Here is a 20,404-nt window from a genome sequence, read left to right on the forward strand (position 1 = left end):
CAAATTCGGACTAAAGTCCTGCACCATCTCATGTCATCAACTCCGCCCTGAAGGACGGAGTTGGTCATTAGCAAACAAAACCAATGTGGTTAACTCCTTTACTATTCCTTTTTACGAATTCCAAATTCCGGATCGATTTTCAGGAACGGGATCACCAAGAATATCGGAATGGTACAGATCATCACCCAGATAAAGAAATTCTGGTAACCAATGATCTCCTGCAACCAACCGCTGACCATTCCCGGAATCATCATTCCGAGCGCCATAAAACCGGTGGTTAAGGCGTAGTGCGCTGTTTTGTATTTTCCCTGCGAAATGTAGATCATGTAAAGCATGTAAGCCGTAAAACCAAAGCCATAGCCAAACTGCTCGACCACCACCGCGGCAGCCACATACCACAACGATTCAGGCGTAAACAGCGAAAGAAAAAGGTACGATAAGTTGGGCAGGTTAATTGCAACAGCCATCCACCAGATCCAGTATTTCAGGCCATTTCGCGATGCAACAACACCGCCAAGAATTCCGCCAACTGTAAGCGCAATCATTCCGGCCGTTCCGTAAACCAGGCCAAGGTCGCCGGTAGTGAGTCCCAGTCCGCCAATTTCGCGGGCATCGAGCAAAAACGGCGATGCCAGTTTTACCAATTGCGATTCAGCGAGGCGGTATAACAGCATAAAAAGTATGGCCACGCCAATTTGTTTCTTCTGAAAAAAGCTGGCAAAAGTCTGCAGAAATTCCTTTAACACACCACTGCCCTGTTCCTTGTTAGCCACATCCGATTCCGGACGGGGCAAAATAAAGCGGTGGTACAGGAAGAATAAGGCGAATAAACCGGCAATCACCACAAACACCATCGACCACGCAAAAGTGATATTTCCCGAACGACCAATAAATGATGCCTGCGTCGGTTTGTTTAGTTTCGAATCGAGCTGAACCACTGCAAATGCAGGTTTGTCCCAGTTCTTGGGGCTAAACTCAAAACGGTATTCACGTGTCAGTTTTATGCTTTTGTCTCCTTTATCGAAGCCAAAATTCAGCACCAGCGTTTCGTCTGCTTCCGGCACATTTGCCAGCTGAATCGGAATGATGGCAATGTTACCTACCTCGGCACCTAATTGTGGTGTTTGCCTGTTGAAAACACGTTTCAGCAAATTCTCCATGGGCATGGAAACATGCTTTTTCCAGGCAGAAACACGTTCGGTTTTTGCGAGCGTTTCTTCCGCCGTATAAAAGGAATGATCAATGTTCCACTGGTTTACCAATTGAACAATGGAATCGGCAGTTGCTGCCTTCACTTTAGCAATCGAAACATTTAATTCTTCGGGAGCTACAAAACGGGTTTCGCCCTGTTCTTTTGTTATTTGGAAATCTTCGGGATTAAAGGCTATCTCTTTTGCCGCACTTTGCTGAGCCGACACATTAACTTCAAGCGGTTGCAAACCTGTAAAAGTTTCGATACTTCCGGCCAAAATAACAAGCAGACCCTGACCGGTAAGCATCGCAAAACGGTAAAACGTGCTTCTGATTCCGACAAAGAATGCCTGGTCGCCACTCGAAAGTTCGAGCATGTAATAGCCGTCGGCGGCAATATCGTGTGTAGCCGAACTAAAGGCAATTAACCAGAAAAAAGCCAGTGTAATTTGAAAAAAACGGTCAACAGGAATGGTAAAAGCTACGCCTGCCAAACCTACTCCGATCACCAGCTGCATGATGATGATCCAGAAACGTTTCGTTTTCAGAATATCAACGATCGGGCTCCACAAGGGCTTGATTACCCAAGGCAGGTACAGCCAACTGGTATAAAGTGCAATGTCGGTGTTCGATATTCCCAGTCGTTTGTACATGATCACGGAAAGTGTCATAACAATTACGTAAGGAATACCTTGTGCAAAATAAAGTGAGGGAACCCAGAACCAGGGCGATCGTTGTTTAGATTTAGTTGACATAGTTAATTTCAAATATAAGGCATGCTTCAACTTTGATCAGCATGACGTGCAAAGTGAACTTTGCGAATGATTAATACCTGCTTTCCAAAGTTATATTTTTAAAATAATGATGCAGAATCTCGTCGTATTTATATCCTTTGTGGCCCATTACCGCAGCACCGATCTGGCACAGCCCAACGCCATGGCCCCAACCGGCACCGTGCAAAACAAATTTACCCGGAACTCCATCCTGCTCGTCCTGTTTTTCAATAGTAAAAGCCGAACTGTAAAGGTGAGATTCACTTAACCAGCGGCGTATTTCCAGTTCCTTTCCAACAGTCAGTGTTTTTTTCGAACCTCTGATTTTTAGCCGGATCAAACGTGCCGATGTACCCCTTTCAATTGGAATGAGGTCGAGGATCGTTCCAAAATCGTGGCCCGAACGACGCAAGATCAGATCTGATAATTCCTGATTGGTATATACCACTTTCCAGCGGTAAAAATCTTTGGCTGTCCAGTCGTAGTCGTTCAACACCTGCTTAAGTACCACCTCGTCATGGGTGTTACAAAATGCGTCAGGACTCGCGATTAACCAGGCCGCCGCGTTTTGCTCCACAGTGAGGTCGGCTTCAAAACCTTTCGGAAATTCAGGATTATCAACCACTGCCGTTAAATAAGGATGATTGACCGGCTCCCAGCAATTTTCGAACAACTCAGCCACCCCGCCACAACATTTCGAAAAACGGGCATCGCAAACATTTCCTTTGTAACTTAGAATAACCCCCGAAGTTTCATTTACAGCTTTCACCACATTCGGATTATGAGCCCGTGTAATTCCCTGGTAGCGCTGGCAATGATCGTCGGCACAAACATGGAAATTCAGATGGTCCTCGCGGTCGTACCATTTTATGTATTCATCATCAGAAACAAAAGAACTTTCGTAGGCTGAAGTTTCCGTTGTGATCTTTTCCTGTTTGTCGATTTGTGCAATCAGCCAGCTTCGCGAAATAATGGCGTGCGCTTTTAAGAGCTCCAGCGAACTGTTGGCGCTCATTTCCGACGAAATCACACTGATCAGGTAATCTTCGATCGGCAAAACATTAATCGCAGTTAATTTTCCGTTTTCAACGATCAGTTTCAACGCTCCTTTGAATTGCTGATTTTCCTGTTGCTCCCAGTGAAAGTTTACTCCGATGGTGACGTTTTTCAGTTCGAAAGCAGCATCGGAATACTTCTCCGGAATAAACAATAACTCCTTTTCAGCGATTGAAGAATTGGCCAGACGAACCATTTCTCCGTCAGGCGAGGCAGACAGATCGCCCTCGAAAAACCAATCGATGTGAGGCACTTTGAAACGACCACTGAAACTGAATTCAATGGTCGTTTCACTCATGATTCCTACTGCTATTTCAGGATGTTTTTTTTCCATTCTGTACAAAAATGTTAGTCAAGGCAAATTAACATTTTAATCAATCACCCTGATTGTGCCTTCTACACAATCGTCCCTCTCTATGAATAGAGAGGGATTGAGGGAGATTGCGGATTAAATGCTTTGCAATATTTTGCGTAGTTCATATTTATCTGGCTAAAAAGGCATCAACACCAGCACCTAATGCCGGAGCCTCCCTAAGTTTTGACACCTGTACAACAGCATCAATATCTTTATAATGTTTTTTTATTTCAGCAGGCAGAAACTCTGAATTCTGAATCAGTTCGTGTAACTGTGCCAAAACAGGTTTTCGTACGATTTCTTTTCCGTTTTCATCATCAAACAGGTCGCCAAGTCGCTGACCAATAATCAACACCTCGAACACTTTTCCTTCGTTTGGATGTTCGGGATTCAGTGCCGGACGATTTGGATTCACAAACCCGAACAGGTCTTTCCATCCCTGGTTTAACGTTACTATGCGTTCGTAAAGTAAACGGGCCAGGTTTTGGTTCACCACCTCAAAAGTCCGGATGGCAGCCTCTTCCCCGCTTTTTGCCAGTCCCGAAATCTGCAGCGGATAAATTTCTGCCTCATTCAGTTCTTCCAGAGTTTTTCCGGCAAATCCGGCATAAGTACGCTGAATTCCGCTCACCGACGTTACCAGCTCCAGCGAAATTCCTTCGGCACTTTTCATTTCCCAGGTTTTGGCCATCCATTCTTTGGCATTGTCGAAAGTCACCAGCTTACCATCCAGTTTCATGGCATCGGCAACACCGGTTCCTCCACCAAGGTAGTAAGCGTTTGAAACCGACCGAAACAAACCTTCCTGAGCATAATTCTCACCAATTCCGCAATAATCGGCATCGCTGCCCAAATGTGCGATTGGTGCTGCCAGTTGAATTCCCAACTCCAGTAGACGCTGTTCAAGCCGGTCGGCATAATCCACCATGCGCGGACCATTTGCCACCACGGCAATCCCTCGTTTGCTATCGGTTTTTAATCCCGGCATTCCTATTCCAATCAAAACTTCGGCTTTTCCTGTCTGCTGAGCAAGTGCATGAATTGCCTGAGCACAAGCCTCCACGTATACGGCGGCCTGCTGCTTTTCCTCGCTTGTAGGATGAATTTCTGCAGTTCGCTCGTTGAGCTGAACCGTTAATTCCACCGGTTTGAAATCGGGTATAAAACCTTCTATTTCGCGATATGATTTCACGGCATTCGCAGCACCTAAAACAAAAGTCGATTGCTGTTTGTCGTAAACGATCTCCCAGGCACTGACTTTTGTGGCACCACCGTCAATTCCAATCAACAAAGCTTGATTTTCCATACTTACGAAAACTTCTATTTGTTGAGTTTAATACGTCGCTGAATACTTTCCTTTCGCATAAAATCTTTGGCTTCGTCGTTGCGATCGATGGTATTCTGATCGATGCTGTGGTCGGTTCCACCTGCATGACGGATCACTTTGTAAATTGGATCCCAAACACGGCCAATGCGGTGACGTTCACTAATTTTCATCACCATCTGGTAGTCTTCGCCATAATTTCTGGCAAACGGTTCTTCGTTCATGCTAAAACCAATTTCTTTGATCAGTTCAATCGGGATTGAACGCGGTGCTCCTGCTCCGTTGATACGCAAGAGGTTGTTCCGGCCATTTTCTTCGGTCCACTCGTCGTGAGTTACCACCGGGATCTGCTCCATTCGCGTGATGGCACCGCTGGCATCTTTTTCCCACACTTCGTACGAACCAATTACCATCCCTATTTTGGGATCGCTGTTGTACACTGCCAAAACTTTCTCAACAGCATCCGGCGTCAATCGATCGTCTGAATCAAGCTGCACATAATATTCTCCGCGGGCGATTCTGGCACCTGAATTAAAACACAGACCCAGATTGTTCATATCGTGTATCAGCAAGCGAACTTCAGGTTTTGCAGCATCGTATTTTTCGCCACCCGGTTGGTAGGCCTTTACCGATTCTACGGTAGGGTCATTTTCACCTCCGTTTACCACAACAATCACTTCAACTTCCTTCACTGTTTGCGCCTGCACGCTTTCAATCGCGTCGCAAATAAACTCCGGGCGATTATTTACAGGAATGATCACCGAAGCTTTTAAAGTTGCTTCTGAACCGGCTTTTGGCCGCTCGGTATAATGTGCTCCGGCCTCGAGATAAGCACCGATGCGTTTTAAATGTCCGCTTAAAATATTTTCGGCTTCAAGCTGACTGTCTTTGCTGGCCAGCAGGTAATCGAAAACATTGTGCGCTTTCGACTGCGCAACAACTTGGTACAACGAACCCGCATAACGGTTGGCAATGTGCAGCAGTTTGAATTTCTCTGAAATTTTTAACCGTAGATCGTAGATGGCATTAAACTGTACATCGGCTGAAACAGGCTCGCTGTTTTTTAAAGCCTCAGCAGTAAAAAAGAATACTTTCCCGTAATCCTGGTTATCTCGAACGCGTCCGATATGGTGTTTCAATAAACGGATTTCTTTAACCTCGTTATTTTCCAGCATTTCGTAATCACCGTAAATCATTCCAACATTATTGTTGTTTTTCACGGTCAGGCCCAAAAGTTCGAGTGCACTTTTCTTCAGCACCACTTGCTGTGTTCTGTTATCGATGTATAGATGTCCATCAGCGTTGCTGTTCTCAAAAGCTTTTTGCAGCTGCACCGATTGCGGTTCATCCTGAAGTTTAAGAACAGTTATGGCAACTGCGCTGGTGTTTAAGGCTTCTATTTCGGCTGAAATATCCGAATCTGAATCGTGAAGAATTGTAATTTCAAAATCCTTACCGGTTTGTACAAAAACAGATTGCAGCGTTTTTACCCAGTCTTCCTGACTGTATCCTGCTGATTTCGAATGATGTAATACAATGTTTGTTTTCATTAACTCGATTATTTTATAATTCTATTATTTCAATTAAAAAATTTGACCAAAGAATTTTTTATCAACTACTTCTTAACTTTTTCCAGGCATCAACTTCGTATATTTTCTGACCTTCATTTCCTTCCGTAATCCTAGTGAAAGAAACACTTTCAACAAAAACCTGCGCCCTCACTTCATCGTTCACAATTGGTTCTTACGAAATCAATATCCCAAAAAACTTAGAAACAAATATAGATGAATATTTGTAGTACATATTACAAAATACCAAAAAATTATATATTTGTAGAGCAGTTCATGTCTGAAACAAAATTAGACCAAATATTTAAAAAAGTATGATTGTTATTGCTGATAGTGGATCTACAAAAACCGATTGGTTGTTTATAAACAAACACCAACGGATTTGTATTGAAACTCCGGGAATAGAATTGTTTCTGCAAAACTCAGAAAAGGCAAGTAAAATACTTACCGATTGTTTTTTGAAACAGGATTTCAATAGTGTTTTTGAGGTTTTCTTTTACGGATCAAACTTCGAACAATCCACTATAAATGAAGCAGTTCACCACATACTTGGTAATCTGTTCAATCGCGCTGAAATTCATATTGAAAACGAAATTTTAGGGGCTGCCAGGTCTTTATTGGGGCACGAAAAAGGCATAGCCTGCATCCTGGATACAGCTGCGGATTCAGGGTATTATGACGGACAGACAATTGCAAAAAAGATACCTGCCCTGGGATTTTTGCTCGGCGAAGGCGGGAGCAGATCGCACCTGGGTATGCTTTTCCTGAAAGACTATTGCGATTACGAAGTACCCGGAGACATCAAAGTACTTTTTGAACACGAACTAAATATCGATATGAATGAGGTATTTAGATTGGTTTTTAAAGGTGAATACCCGCTTCACTACCTCTCCGGCTTATCGGAGTTTCTCGAGAAACACCGAAACCATTGCTATGTCAGAAATTTAATAAAAAGAAACTTCTCGGATTTCTTTGTAAGTAATATTAAACAGTATAATGGATTGCAACAACACAAGGTAAACTTTGTAGGTTCAGTTGCGTATCATTACTCTGAATTACTGGAAGAAGTTGCTATCGAGAAAGGAATTCCATTGGGTAAAATAATTGAAAAGCCAATGGACGGTTTAGAACTATTTCATACAAAATAAGAAAAATGAAGATTACTGAATCAACCTCTCTATACGATAACCTGGATCAAATGTCGGTAAACGAAATTCTTACCAACATTAATAATGAGGACGCAAAAATCCATGTTGCCGTAAAGTCACAAATTCCAAAGATTGAGCAACTGGTTACCATGCTTGTTGACCGGATTAAACGCGGTGGACGGCTGTTTTACCTGGGAGCCGGAACCAGTGGAAGACTGGGAATTCTCGATGCTTCAGAAATACCTCCAACCTACGGTATGCCCCATGGCGTGGTTGTTGGCTTGATAGCCGGCGGTGACAAAGCCATCAGAAAAGCAGTTGAAGCAGCCGAAGACAACATCCATGGCGGATGGAACGACCTAAAAAAATTCAACGTGAATCAGAAAGATACCATTGTTGGAATAGCAGCATCAGGTGGAACTCCCTATGTAATCGGAGCACTCAAAGACGCCAATGCCAATGGCTTGCTTACCGCCTGCATCACCTGCAATCCGGACACTGATATTGCAAAAGAAGCAGACATTGCAATTGAAGCAATCGTCGGTCCCGAATTTGTAACCGGCAGCACACGCATGAAAGCAGGAACTGCCCAAAAAATGGTACTGAATATGATCACCACTGCTTTGATGATCAAATTAGGCCGAATAAAAGGAAACAAGATGGTTGACATGCAGCTTACCAATAAAAAACTGGTAGAACGCGGATCGAAAATGATAATGGATGAAACAGGCCTGGAGTACGAAGAAGCCAAACGCCTGCTACTGCTTCATGGTTCAGTTAGGGCTGTACTCGACAACTTAAAATCGAACGCTTCTTAATCGATAAAACCGTAGCAAAACAACGTTCTTACAAATTATAAAAGACAGTATTTTCAATGCAATTACAACACAAAAAAATACATTCATCTTTAACACTTTGTTCACACAAGAATTGGTTAAAAAATTTGCTTTTGTAGTACATTTCTTCTAATATTGCCTTAGGCAATTTGTAATACATCATATTTTAATTAATTAATAACTTTAAATGTCACCTTATGAAAAAAATCTTTACCTTCTTATTTTTAGCCGCACTGGTCATTACGACATCGGCACAGGATGTCAAACTAACCGAAATCTGGCATCATTCAACCCGTAGCACTGCTACTGATCTTGGAGGAGGAACTTTCCTTGAAGGAACAGCACCTGAATGGATGGGAGCAACCACAGAAAGAAGTATGGTTACAGCCAACGGAAAAATGTATGTTGCCTCCAGAAAAAATGGCATGGAAATCGTTATAATCGATCCTGCTACCGGTGAATTCATGAAAGCAATGTCTCTTACTGACACTATTGTTAAGGGTGGATTATTCCCTATGAACTGTGTTGCAGCTACTGAATCGGGCGACTTGATTGTAGCCAGCTTGACAACAAATACACAAGCTGCCGACAGCACAGGAGCACCGCTTCCCAGCAGTTCATTTAAAGCCTATCACGTTACACTTACTGAAACCGATGACAGCATTGCCAGCATTGAAACTATCATTGACTGGAACAATGTAGGCGACACGCTGACTCCGTCTTTCAGAATTGGTGATGGAATGACTTTCTACGGCGACATGACAGATGGAACAACTGGTTACCTGGCAGTTGCAGCAGCAGGAACCGATTACATTTTAAGATGGAATGCCACTAACGGAGTGATGGACCAAACTCCACAAATGTTCCGCGTAGCTACATCTAATCCTGCTCCGGCTGAAGGTTCTGCAGTTAATTTTGCAACTGCACCACAGGTTACACCTGTAAGCGAAAACCTGTTGATTGTTGACGGAAACAACCTTTACCCAGCCGTTTACGACCTGGCAAGTTCAGATCCAATGGCTGTTGAAATGGTAGCCACTTTCGATACGATCGTATATCCGCAAACGCCGAACCTGAACGGCTGTGATTATTTCGAATTCAAAGGAAGACAGTTCATTGTTGCAGTTACTGCCTATTGGACAACGGCTTATGCTGCTCCACCAAACTCATTTGAAGTATTCGAATTGATCAATGGAGATTGGGCTCAGGCTGTATCTTTGGGATTTGTTCCTGCAGACGGATTGAGCGCTACTACTGCAACCAAAAATACTTCATTTGCTTATCCTGCCTCTGTTGATGTACAACAGGATACAGCATTTATCTATGTAATGTCAGCCAACATGGGTATTGCAAAATATGCTCTATCAATGGTAGCTACCGGCATCCAGGATGATTTTACAGCCGACCAGGTTAATATCTATCCTAACCCGGCTACTTCGGTTATTAACTTCAGTAAAGAAATGAGCACCGTTCAAATATTCGATATCAGCGGCCGTGTAGCAAAAGAAGCTACCAACGTTTCAAGAATGAGTGTAAGCGAACTGAAAGGCATGTACATCGTTAACGCGACTGACAGTCAAGGCAACAGAACAATTAAGAAACTCATTGTTCAATAGGTATAATAGTTAAATTTAGAAAAAGGTCGCTCGTTTTGAGCGGCCTTTTTTTGTATCTTCCATTGCCGTAATGAATACATGCATATAACTTTTCGCATACAAAAACGGGAAGATTTATGTGTTGTTAATTCATGTTTAAAAAAATTACTTGAATGATGTATTACATATTTACAGAAAACTTGCTTTTCTGACCTAAAAATGATAAAATTGTACAGCAATGTACGTGCATCTTAAATATGTATCATACAACAAATAATTTAAATAAGTCTCAAATTAAAACTTCCGGGTTTTAATACATGCGTTGAGCTAAAATCAAGCGATCATATTTAGCTTGGTTCATACTCAACAAACAGCTATAAAGCATTGAATAACCAAATCAATTTTCTACAGATGAAAGAAAAACTAAAAACAAGGTTCAGATTCAAACAAGCCGGATTTCCCCGAGCGGGATTTGGAAGTTTGTTGTTGGCTACCTTTATGTTGGTTGGAAATCTAAGTTCTGCTTCAAACGAACAGGCAGACGGACCAAACCAATTCAGGGAAGAAAAAGCCTTATCAACTTCATCGGCACAGCAAAACACCATTAAGGTTACCGGAAAGGTTACCGACGGACAGGGACTGGGACTTCCGGGTGTAAACATTGTTGAAAAAGGAACGATGAAAGGCGTTGTAACTTCAGTTGATGGAGACTACGAAATCGAGGTACCTGAGAATACGACACTCATTTTCTCGTTTATCGGATTCAGCACACAGGAAATCAATGTGAATGGAAGAACCACTATTGATATTGTAATGCAGGAACAAACACATGGATTGGACGAGGTTGTGGTGACCGCCATGGGTGTTGTTTCTGAAAAGAAAGAACTGAATTTCGCAGTACAGGCCATTAATTCCGATGAAATTACCCGCGACAAACAAGCGAGTTTTGTTGATGCACTGCAAGGCCGAATTGCGGGTGTGGATATTTCGGGAACAGGTGGCTCACCAACCGCAAGTTCACAAATACTTATTCGAGGTATCGCCTCCATTAACCCGGCACAAAACAACGAACCGATTTTCATCCTGAACGGAATGCATGTATCGGGAGGAGCTTCAAAGGCTGCCGAAATCAATCCGAACGACATTGAGAATGTAACTGTTCTGAAAGGAGCAGCTGCAGCAGCACTTTACGGACAGGAAGCAGCCAACGGCGCCATCATGATCACCACCAAGTCGGGTAAAGCCGGCGAAGTGATCGTTCAGGCCAGCAGTACTTTCCAAATCGACGAAGCCTACCGCATTCCTGAAATCCAGGATATGTACCTCCGCGGAAGCGACGGAGTTTACCGCGAAGAAACTTTCCTTGGTTGGGGACCGCTTAAACCGGCCAATGTTCAAACCTACGATAATGTTGGAAACTACCTGAAAACAGGAGTTTACCAAAAATATGACCTCTCCGTTTCGGGAGGAACAGATAAATTCACTTCATACGCTTCAGCAAGTTATACCGATCATAAAGGAATTGTTCCAAACGATTACCTCAAAAGAACGGGCGTTTTATTTAAATCGGATTATAACGTTAGCGACAAGCTGAAATTTGGCTTTATGGCCGATCTTACAAAACGTGAATCACGCGGTCCGGGCTCAATGGGCACCGTGTATTCCTGGCCAATCGACGATAATATGGCAGATTACAAAAATCCTGACGGAAGCATGCGTTACCTTTGGTTCAGAATCGATGATCTTGGAAATAACAAGTATAACCGCATCCACAATTCAACCAACCCGTATTGGAGCCGATATGAAGATTCCGGTGTTAGTGAATCGTACCGAACGCTAGTACAGGGAACGGTGAACTGGAATCCGGTTAAAAACCTGAATCTTACCGGCAGACTTGGGTACGATCTTACAAACTCAGAAAGCCAGAGTAGTGTTACGGCACGTTATAAATTGCAGGAAGGCGAAGAGATTATTGCTTCTGATCTTCCTTCGTTTGGATCGTTTAGTTATTACGATGGTAAAAGTTCGGTGGTAAACGCAGCAATTCTGGCTACTTATTCCTGGGACATCAATGAGGATATGTCGCTGAATTTTCTTGGAGGTGCCGATCTAAAAACCTCGAAAGGAAGATCGACAAGTCTATTAGGACAACAATATATTGTACCTGAGTTTGAAAGTTTAAACAACACGGCGGTTATTGAGCCGGATGTTAATTACCGCTCGATGTACCGCACCGAGAAAAACGTATACGGTTACTACGGCGAAGTAAAATTCGATTACCGGGGTATTGCGCACCTGGGAGTTACCGGCAGAAACGACCACTCTTCTACCCTGCCTAAAGAGAACAACTCCTACTTTTACCCGTCGGTTAGTGGTGGTTTAATCGTTACCGAACTCTTCGAAATAAAAAATCAATTAATTAGTTTTGGAAAGATCAGAGGCAACTGGGCTAAAGTGGGTAAAGATGCGCCACTTTACCGTTTGAACAACTGGTACCTGGCTATGCCGTTCCCCGATGGCGGATACGGGATTAACCCTGCTCGAAGCAGTAATCCGAATCTGAAACCTGAGTTTACAACCTCATGGGAAGTCGGCCTCGACATGCGTTTATTCAACGATAAAACTCATTTGGATGTAGCCTATTATTCAACATTGGTGGAAGACCAGATTGTTGACGTACGTGTTTCACCGGCATCGGGAAATATTTTACAGACCAGAAACGAAGGAAACATCAAAAACCGGGGTATTGAAATAACCTGGGGACAGGAAGTCATTAATAACGGATCTTTCCGATGGAATATGACCACCAACTTTGGCAAAAACAAAGGTACGGTTGAAGACCTGCCCGACGACCTGGTGGAAGTATATCATTATGCCGGTCAGGTTGGCGACATTCGCCCAACGGCTTACCTGCACGGATCAACTCTAGCCCTTTCGGGAAAAGACTACCTGCGTAACGATGACGGAAAGATCATTGTTGACGAGAACGGTTATCCGAAAATCAATGCCAGCAGTTCCCTGCTGATCGGTAACCGCGAACCAAAATTTACAATGGGCTGGCAAAACAACTGGAGCTACAAAAACATTTCGTTGTCGGCGCTTATCAACTTCCGTTATGGCGGCGATGTTGTTAACGGAACTTACAAATACCTGATGAGTAACGGTCAATCGGCCAAACTTGAAGATTACCGTAACCGACAAATTCTTATAGATGGTGTTGTGGAACAGGCTGACGGAACTTATACTGAAAACACCACACCGGTTATTTTCGATCATCAGTTTTACACCAACTATTTCGCACCTGTTGGATCGAACTTTATTGAAGACGGTTCTTTTGTGCGTCTGTCGAACGTTACCTTATCGTACGACTTTGCCGGTTTGCTGAAAAACTCGAATATCAAAGATCTCGTGTTCTCAGTAACAGGAAGAAATTTACTGCTGCTTACCAATTACAGCGGCTCTGATCCCTCGGTGAACTACACCGGTTCGTCAGGCGGTACCGGAACTTACGGAATTGATTATATCCCCGTTCCGAATACCCGATCGATTGCGTTTAACATCAGTGCAAAATTTTAAACTGAAACAATTATGAAAAGATTTAAATATATATTTCTGTTGCTGATCATTCTGGGCACCATAACCGGGTGCGAAGATTATTTGGGTGAAAACCGCGACCCGGATTCGGTTGATGCGGTTCCGCCGGATCAGATATTTCCCGTTGTGTTGTTTTATTCGTCGTTACAGAATTACGACCATAGTGAATACGGCACTTATCTCAGCCAATGTCTGACTACTGCAAGTAAAAGCCAAACCAGTGCTCATGCTTACCGAAGTGGTTGGGAATTCCTTGGAATGAACCGTCACCCGCAGTGGCGTCGTCACTTTTTCGATGTAGGTTCAAATGCAAAAGACCTTATTCAGTTTGCAAAAGAAGAAAACTCGGCAAACTATGAAGCTATTACAAGGTTGTTAAACCTGATTTCGGTACAGCTAACTACCGATGCCTTTGGCGACATGCCATTGTCGGAAGCTTACCAGTCGTCATCGCCAAAATACGACACACAGGAAAGTATTTACGAATGGATGAAAAACGAAGTAGCCGAACTGGAGACGATGTTTAACAGCGCTGAAGTGCGCCAGGCAACCAACCGGATAATGGACGGCGATGTTGACCGCGTATTTGCAGGGGATGTTGACAAATGGCAAAAGGTACTTTATGCAATAAAATCGAGAATTTTGTTGCGTCAGCTGCCAAACTTAAATACCGACGCTGCTACCTGCAACCAGATTATTGCTGCAGCCGAAACCGCATTAAATGGCTGGGCTGATCCGCGTTACAAATTCGATGGCGGATCGAGCGTTGAGAAAAACTGTATGTGGGGCCGCACTAACCGTCCGGTAGGTGGATGGCAAAGTCGTACCAACGATTTAAGCGGCGCCATTCCTTCAAAATTCCTGATGGAAAACCTGTTTGGCTATAATCCGAATACCGGCGAATTCACCGATCCACGTCTGCCCCAAATTATGAAAGCTCGTGGTGATGCGGCCAGCGGAATAGATACAACCTACCGCTACCTTGAAAACAACATCGGAATGCCGGCTACTCATAAAATCGAATGGTATCCTGACATGTATGAGTCTCCGCTAACTACTGATACATCAACCATTACATTGTTTACCAAAGGCGAACTGTACTTTATTGTTGCCGAAGCAGCTTACTGGGCCGGCGATAAATCGAAAGCAGTTAACAACCTGGTATCAGGAATCCGATACCACATGAGCCGTTTGGGTGTTCCTGCCAACGAAATTGAAGCTTATATTTCTAATTCAGAACTGGTTCCCGGAACTGCAAATATTAGTTTGAGCCACATCATGCTTGAAAAATACAAAGCATTGTATTTGCAACCTGAACAGTGGACCGACCTGCGCCGTTACGGTTACAGCAACAACCAAAACGGTGTGCTTTACGACAACACGGTAATTTACCCCGGTTTACGTCGGCCGTACAATTTATACGAAGCCTACTGGAGTAACGAAAACGAATGGATTCAACGTATTAACTACGATCCTGAGACAGAAGAGAAATACAACCGCGAAGAGTTGATCCGCCTGGATGCGTTCCGTAACCCGGAATGGCTGAAAAAACCAATGATCTGGGCTCCTCAGAACTAGATAAATTGATTGAATGATTAAAATCAAATGAAAATGAAACAAATCACAAAATACATTTTGGCGTTGATTCTGGGAGCCACAACACTGGTTTCATGCGAAATCAACGATCCGATAGGCGACATTGCCCGAACCGGAGATATTGCCGCCAACATATACATGGTCATCCCATCGTCGATCGTCGATGCCGGTAATCCTGTCGATTTTCATGCCGAATACTGGTCGGTTGACGATCAGTTTGAATCGCTGTCTATCGGTTATGCCATTCAGGCTAAAATGAGCTACAGCATTACTGCAGTGGCAACTAACTATACGTATACGATGGACTCTTCAGAAGTTGCACGCGAGTACCAGCCTATAAAATCGTTTGAGCATTCTTCGGATAACTACGATGCAGAAGCCAGAGCTTATGTTATCAACGACGATTTTCCGGTAAGTTACACACTGGCCACCTCGGGCATTGGTAACAGCGACACCTATAATGAGGAACTCATCAATTCTGTATTCCCGGAAAGTGCCATTGCTGCATTTTACGATGGATTCTTTGAAACACTCGATTACGATTTAATGAAAAACCTGGTGGTTACCACGCATGCCATTGTAGACGAAGAAACTTTCGAATCGCATTGGAATACCGAAACCATTGAAGATCCGGCCGGTGGCGATCCAATCGAGGTAAAAACGATGAAAGAGGAATCTGTTCCGACACTAAAATCGTATACCAAACAAATTCCTTTAAGCGATATTGTATACAATGCCAATAAATTCATTTATGAAATTGCCTATACAAAGTCCTACGAATTAAATACACGGTTCAGGATAGTGAACGGTACCGGTATCGAGAACTTCTCTGAAGTAAAAACAATCACCGTTAATTAAAACGTAACATCATGAAGAAGACAAATAGAATCATATCATTTATTCTGATAGCTGTGTCGATGCTGGCATTCACGGCCTGCGAGCAGGAACTGCTCGTTGAAGAATTTGAATCGGACATGGTGAATTTCAGCTACAAAGCAACATCAATTCATTATGTTATCGGTGAAGAGATCAGCTTTATTAACGAATCGAAAGTTGGGAGCTCATGGGAATGGAATTTTGGCGATGGAACTACGTCCACCGATCGCGATCCGGTTCACAAATACGACGAACCGGGAACCTACAAAGTAAAATTGGTGGTTGACGGCGGAACATACTCGGTAGAGAAAAACATCATGGTTAGCGATATCATTCCAATTGTAAGTTACAGTACCGAAGACCCAACGATTGTTTTTAAGCAGTCGGAAGTTACTTTCGATGTACAATTGCTGAATCCTGAAGGCCTGCCTGTGACCTATACGTGGGCTTTCCCAAAAGGTTCGAGCGGCGAAGGAATCGATGAGAACGGAAAGTCGGAACTGGCTTCACCTACGGTTGTTTTTGGTTCAATTGGTAGCCAGATCGTAAACCTCACCATCAAGCTGGGCGACAAGGACCTTGCCCCCATCAGCGTGAATGTGAAGGTTAATTACGACAAGCCGGTTAAAACCTTGTTCTACGCCGTAAAAAATGGCAATTTAATGTCGCGCAAAATCATCAACGATGCTATCGATCCGGAAATTAACCAGCCTTTCGATTTGGGTTATCGTTCAGGAAAACACCCGATGACACTGCAGGTTGCCGGCGACTGGGTATATGTTTTTGATGCCGGTACAAGAATTAGCTATGTAGCGGATCCTGCAGGCCTAGGTGATGGTGAAATTTTTGCCGTTGCTACCGACGGTTCGAAAAGAGAATCGGTGATCGAAAATTTTGGTGGCGATACCTACTACGATTTTTATTACGGTTTTGTTGATGAAGCCGCCAACACCTTATATTGGACCGACCGCCGCGAAGGAATTTTCCGTACTTCAATGAATACCCGAAATGCCAAATTCTCTCTTGATGAATACAACTACTTCGTACAAAACAGCTGGCTGGGCTATTACGGCAAAGGAATATACTGGGGTAACGTAAACGGACCGATCTTCAGAAGAGGTGACACCTGGTGGTGGGGTAAAAACTCAAACGGTGCCGGTATTTTCCGTTTTACCGAAGCCGATATTAAGGGTGCACCTGTTGAAGCTGAAGAGCCGGAACCGGCAGCAGGTTCATTGTTAACAACGTTTACGATCCGCGGCATGGTGGTTGATGAAGTAAATCAGCGCCTGTATGTTGCATCACAAAGCCATAAAGTGATTTTCTGTTTCAATTTGGATGGAACCTTCGTTAAAATTGTTGAAGCTTTTGGTGCCGACGACGCTCCACCAACAAGCAATGAAAACATTTTTGTTAGCGGCATGGCTATTGATGTTGACGAGAACGGCGACGGTTACCTCTACTACGCCTACCGAGGCCCGGAAGGCTCAGAAGATCCGAAGTTGAAATCCGGAATCAAAAGATATAAACTAAATGACGATACAGCCGTACCCGAGTTTTACATCGAAGGTGTTGAAGCCTACGGTCTGGCCATCGATCAGGTAGCCAAGTAATAAAAGCGGGTGTGGAACAAAACCACACCCGCTTTTGCTCTCCCGACATGCTATTTTTAAAAATTTGAAACACTTCCATGAAAAGATTAAACACTTTTATTTTACTTTTTACCCTACTTTTTGGGGCTTCGAACCTAAAAGCGCAGGAACTGCCAAAACACGAAATGCGTGCCGCATGGATGGCAACCATTTGGGGACTGGACTGGCCATCGGCAACCATTCCTTCAACAGGAAGCAGCTACTACATCAACCTGCAAAAGGATCAGTTTATATATCTTTTAGATGAACTTGAGAAAGCGAATATCAACACCTTGTTCTTTCAGGTGCGTTCGGAATGCGATGCCATGTATCAGTCGTCATACGAGCCGTGGTCGGCCTACCTGGTAACAACCCGTGGCCTGGATCCCGGATATGATCCGCTTGAATTTGCAATCAGCGAATGTCATAAACGAGGTATCGAATTGCATGCCTGGCTGAATCCGTACCGCTTTGAATCTTTTGTAGGTAAATATGAAGGGAAAGCCGGAGACTACAGGGAAAGCCACCCGGAATGGGTACTGGAATATCCCGACAAAAAGGACGGCACAAAAAACATTTCCATTATTGATCCGGGAAATCCTGAGGTTCGCCAACGAATTGTGGATGTAGTAACCGAAATTGTTACCAACTACGATGTTGACGGCATTACTTTCGACGATTATTTTTACGCATACGGCGGCACTCCAAATAACCTGGATGCCTACGCACAGCAAAACTTTAAACCGGCCGATATAAACCTGCACGACTGGCGCCGCGATAACGTAAATCGCATGGTGGCTGATGTGTACGCTAAAATCCAGGAACTAAAACCATGGGTAACCTTCGGGCTATCTCCTTTCGGAATCTGGACAACCGATAACAATGTAGCCGAAAAAGAAGGGATTGAATTACCGGCAGGAATTTCCGGCTCGAACATGTACCAGGAAATATATTGCGACCCGGTGGCGTGGTTAAAAGAAGGCACCGTGGATTATATTTCACCACAGCTTTACTGGCCAACTACAAGCAGCGGACAGGACTACGATGTACTTGGTCCATGGTGGTCGGATATCGCAAACCGTTTTTACCGTCACTTTTATTCAAGCAACAATTTATACGACCTCACTCCTACCAGTTACGCCAGCACCGAAAAATCGGCAGGAACAAACGATCTGTCCGTTGAATTAAATGGTTTATCAATGCTGGAGTACCTTGGTGTGTATAACGACAACTTAAAATCAGCAACTTCGCAACACCCTACAGAAATTGGTAAACAGGTAGCTGTAAACCGCAAGTCAGACAAAAACGGCGCTCCGGGCAGTGTAATGTACCGAACAAAAAACTTTACCACCCAGGGCTTTGTGAACTACCTGAAACAGGAGGTATTCAAATACCCGGCGCTGGCACCTGCCATCAACTGGAAACCGGCTGAAACAAGAAGCATTCCCGAAAATATCCGTTTAGAGGGAAATAGTGTAAAATGGGATTCGGAGGAAGACAATGTGCGTTTTGTGGTTTATGCTATACCGCAAGAACAAGCCGGAGCCTCCGGTAATTTCAGTACCGGAGAACATATTCTGGGCATTTCTTACTCGAAACAATTCGATCTCGCCGAAGATTCAGCCCTGATCTCAACACACACATTCGCGGTTTCGGTTCTCGACAGGTTTGGTAACGAATTTCCAGCCGGGTTAATGAATCCGATTTCAGGCGAAAATCAGGCTGCAAACCTGCTCTTTCCAACAGCTGGAGAAGAAGTATTCAAACCATTTGTTTTCAGCTGGGATTCTGTTGAAAATGCCGACTCCTACATTTTTGAAGTAGCATCTGATTCTACTTTTAACAATACTGTTTATAAGCGCTCGCTAACTGCCACCGAATTTGACGCAGCGAATATTTCAATGGCAGAAGATTCAATGTATTTCTGGCGTGTTTCAACGCGAATGGCAGGTGTTCACGATACGGTTTCTGCAACTGAATCATTTCTGCTGATCGCAGAACCCAGTCCGGAGATTACAAGTCCAATTAACGGCGAAGAAAATATGAGTCTCACACCAACGATCACCTGGACCGATTTTGGCGAAGGATTTTTATACCGGGTACAAATCTCTTATCAAAATGATTTTTCGACACTGGTAGTTGACACAACAGGAGTGGCGGGACAAAGTTGGCAGGCGGCTGAAAATTCTTTACACGCCTACGGATCGTATTTTGTTCGTGTAATAGCATACAATAACAACATGACGTCGGCGTGGTCGGATGCAGTTGCTTTTTCAACCATTGAAGAAGCCCCTGACATTCCGGTAATACTTTCACCAACTGAAGACGAAAATATCAGTGCCCAAGAGGTTTCTGTAAAAATTCAGGACGATGCCAGAGCTTATAGTTTCAGACTCGAGTTATCGAAATCGAGCACTTTCCCGTGGACTGACAGAAAGGTGTTAACCTTGAATACCTTTGAATATGAAGGCCTGTACACCGGACTCACCTCAGGAACTTACTATGTTCGTGCCAGAGCTTCGTATAACGGCACAAATACCGAGTGGTCGGAAACCCGTTCCTTCAATGTTATACTCACATCAGCGATCGATCAGGAAGAAAATGGCTTGTCGCTGAACTGTGCCACTTTGCTAAGTGAACAAAATGCTCCGGTAGTAGTAAACCTTCCACGTAAATCGTTCATTCAGCTAAAATTATACGATACAACCGGAAGACTGGTAATGGATCTGGCTGAAACGAAGTTACCCGCGGGTGTGCACCATTTCAGCATTCCGGCTTCAGGACTTTCGAGCAAAGTATACCTCTTATCGCTAAGAACCGATTACGGATTCAAAACTTTGAAATTGGTTAAATAGCTATTG

12 protein-coding genes are annotated in these 20,404 nt (G+C 43.7%); 8 read left to right on the forward strand and 4 right to left on the reverse strand.

Annotated elements, in window-relative coordinates; translation table 11 throughout:
• Positions 1-101: 101 nt before the first annotated feature.
• From HFD85_RS10335 to HFD85_RS10350, 4 genes are all read right to left on the reverse strand, one after another.
• Positions 102-1,946 (reverse strand): AmpG family muropeptide MFS transporter, encoded by a 1,845-nt coding sequence (locus tag HFD85_RS10335; RefSeq protein WP_167608681.1) that lies wholly within the window; start codon positions 1,944-1,946, stop codon positions 102-104.
• 70 nt (positions 1,947-2,016) lie between these two features.
• Positions 2,017-3,354 carry a SpoIID/LytB domain-containing protein gene (locus tag HFD85_RS10340; RefSeq protein ID WP_167608684.1) on the reverse strand — a complete coding sequence of 446 codons (1,338 nt, stop codon included), beginning with the start codon at positions 3,352-3,354 and terminating at the stop codon, positions 2,017-2,019.
• 148 nt (positions 3,355-3,502) lie between these two features.
• Positions 3,503-4,681, reverse strand: a complete 1,179-nt coding sequence (locus HFD85_RS10345; protein ID WP_167608687.1) for an ROK family protein — start codon at positions 4,679-4,681, stop codon at positions 3,503-3,505.
• 14 nt (positions 4,682-4,695) lie between these two features.
• Positions 4,696-6,249, reverse strand: a complete 1,554-nt coding sequence (locus HFD85_RS10350) for a glycosyltransferase family 2 protein (RefSeq protein ID WP_167608690.1) — start codon at positions 6,247-6,249, stop codon at positions 4,696-4,698.
• Positions 6,250-6,581: 332 nt separating this feature from the next.
• On the opposite strand from HFD85_RS10350, the gene HFD85_RS10355 reads away from it, so the two are divergent.
• The 8 genes from HFD85_RS10355 (at position 6,582) to HFD85_RS10390 (ending at position 20,398) form a co-directional block, all read left to right on the forward strand.
• Positions 6,582-7,415, forward strand: coding sequence for a hypothetical protein (locus tag HFD85_RS10355; protein ID WP_167608693.1), 834 nt, complete (start codon positions 6,582-6,584; stop codon positions 7,413-7,415).
• Positions 7,416-7,420: 5 nt separating this feature from the next.
• Positions 7,421-8,233, forward strand: coding sequence for an N-acetylmuramic acid 6-phosphate etherase (gene murQ, locus HFD85_RS10360; protein ID WP_240925034.1), 813 nt, complete (start codon positions 7,421-7,423; stop codon positions 8,231-8,233).
• Between the two features lie 215 nt (positions 8,234-8,448).
• Positions 8,449-9,867, forward strand: a complete 1,419-nt coding sequence (locus tag HFD85_RS10365; protein WP_167608696.1) for a T9SS type A sorting domain-containing protein — start codon at positions 8,449-8,451, stop codon at positions 9,865-9,867.
• A 390-nt stretch (positions 9,868-10,257) separates the two neighbouring features.
• Entirely contained in the window at positions 10,258-13,422 is a 3,165-nt protein-coding gene (locus tag HFD85_RS10370; RefSeq protein WP_167608699.1) for a SusC/RagA family TonB-linked outer membrane protein, read from the forward strand.
• Between the two features lie 12 nt (positions 13,423-13,434).
• On the forward strand, positions 13,435-15,018 hold the full coding sequence (locus HFD85_RS10375) for a SusD/RagB family nutrient-binding outer membrane lipoprotein (RefSeq protein WP_167608702.1): 1,584 nt from the start codon (positions 13,435-13,437) through the stop codon (positions 15,016-15,018).
• A gap of 33 nt (positions 15,019-15,051) precedes the next feature.
• Positions 15,052-15,894: a hypothetical protein gene (locus HFD85_RS10380; RefSeq protein ID WP_167608705.1), complete on the forward strand. Its 843-nt coding sequence runs from the start codon at positions 15,052-15,054 to the stop codon at positions 15,892-15,894.
• Between the two features lie 11 nt (positions 15,895-15,905).
• Positions 15,906-17,525: a PKD domain-containing protein gene (locus tag HFD85_RS10385; protein ID WP_167608709.1), complete on the forward strand. Its 1,620-nt coding sequence runs from the start codon at positions 15,906-15,908 to the stop codon at positions 17,523-17,525.
• 77 nt (positions 17,526-17,602) lie between these two features.
• Positions 17,603-20,398 (forward strand): family 10 glycosylhydrolase, encoded by a 2,796-nt coding sequence (locus HFD85_RS10390; protein WP_167608712.1) that lies wholly within the window; start codon positions 17,603-17,605, stop codon positions 20,396-20,398.
• Positions 20,399-20,404 lie beyond the last annotated feature (6 nt).

Source organism: Maribellus sediminis, assembly GCF_011799805.1.
Lineage (GTDB): Bacteria > Bacteroidota > Bacteroidia > Bacteroidales > Prolixibacteraceae > Draconibacterium > Draconibacterium sediminis_A.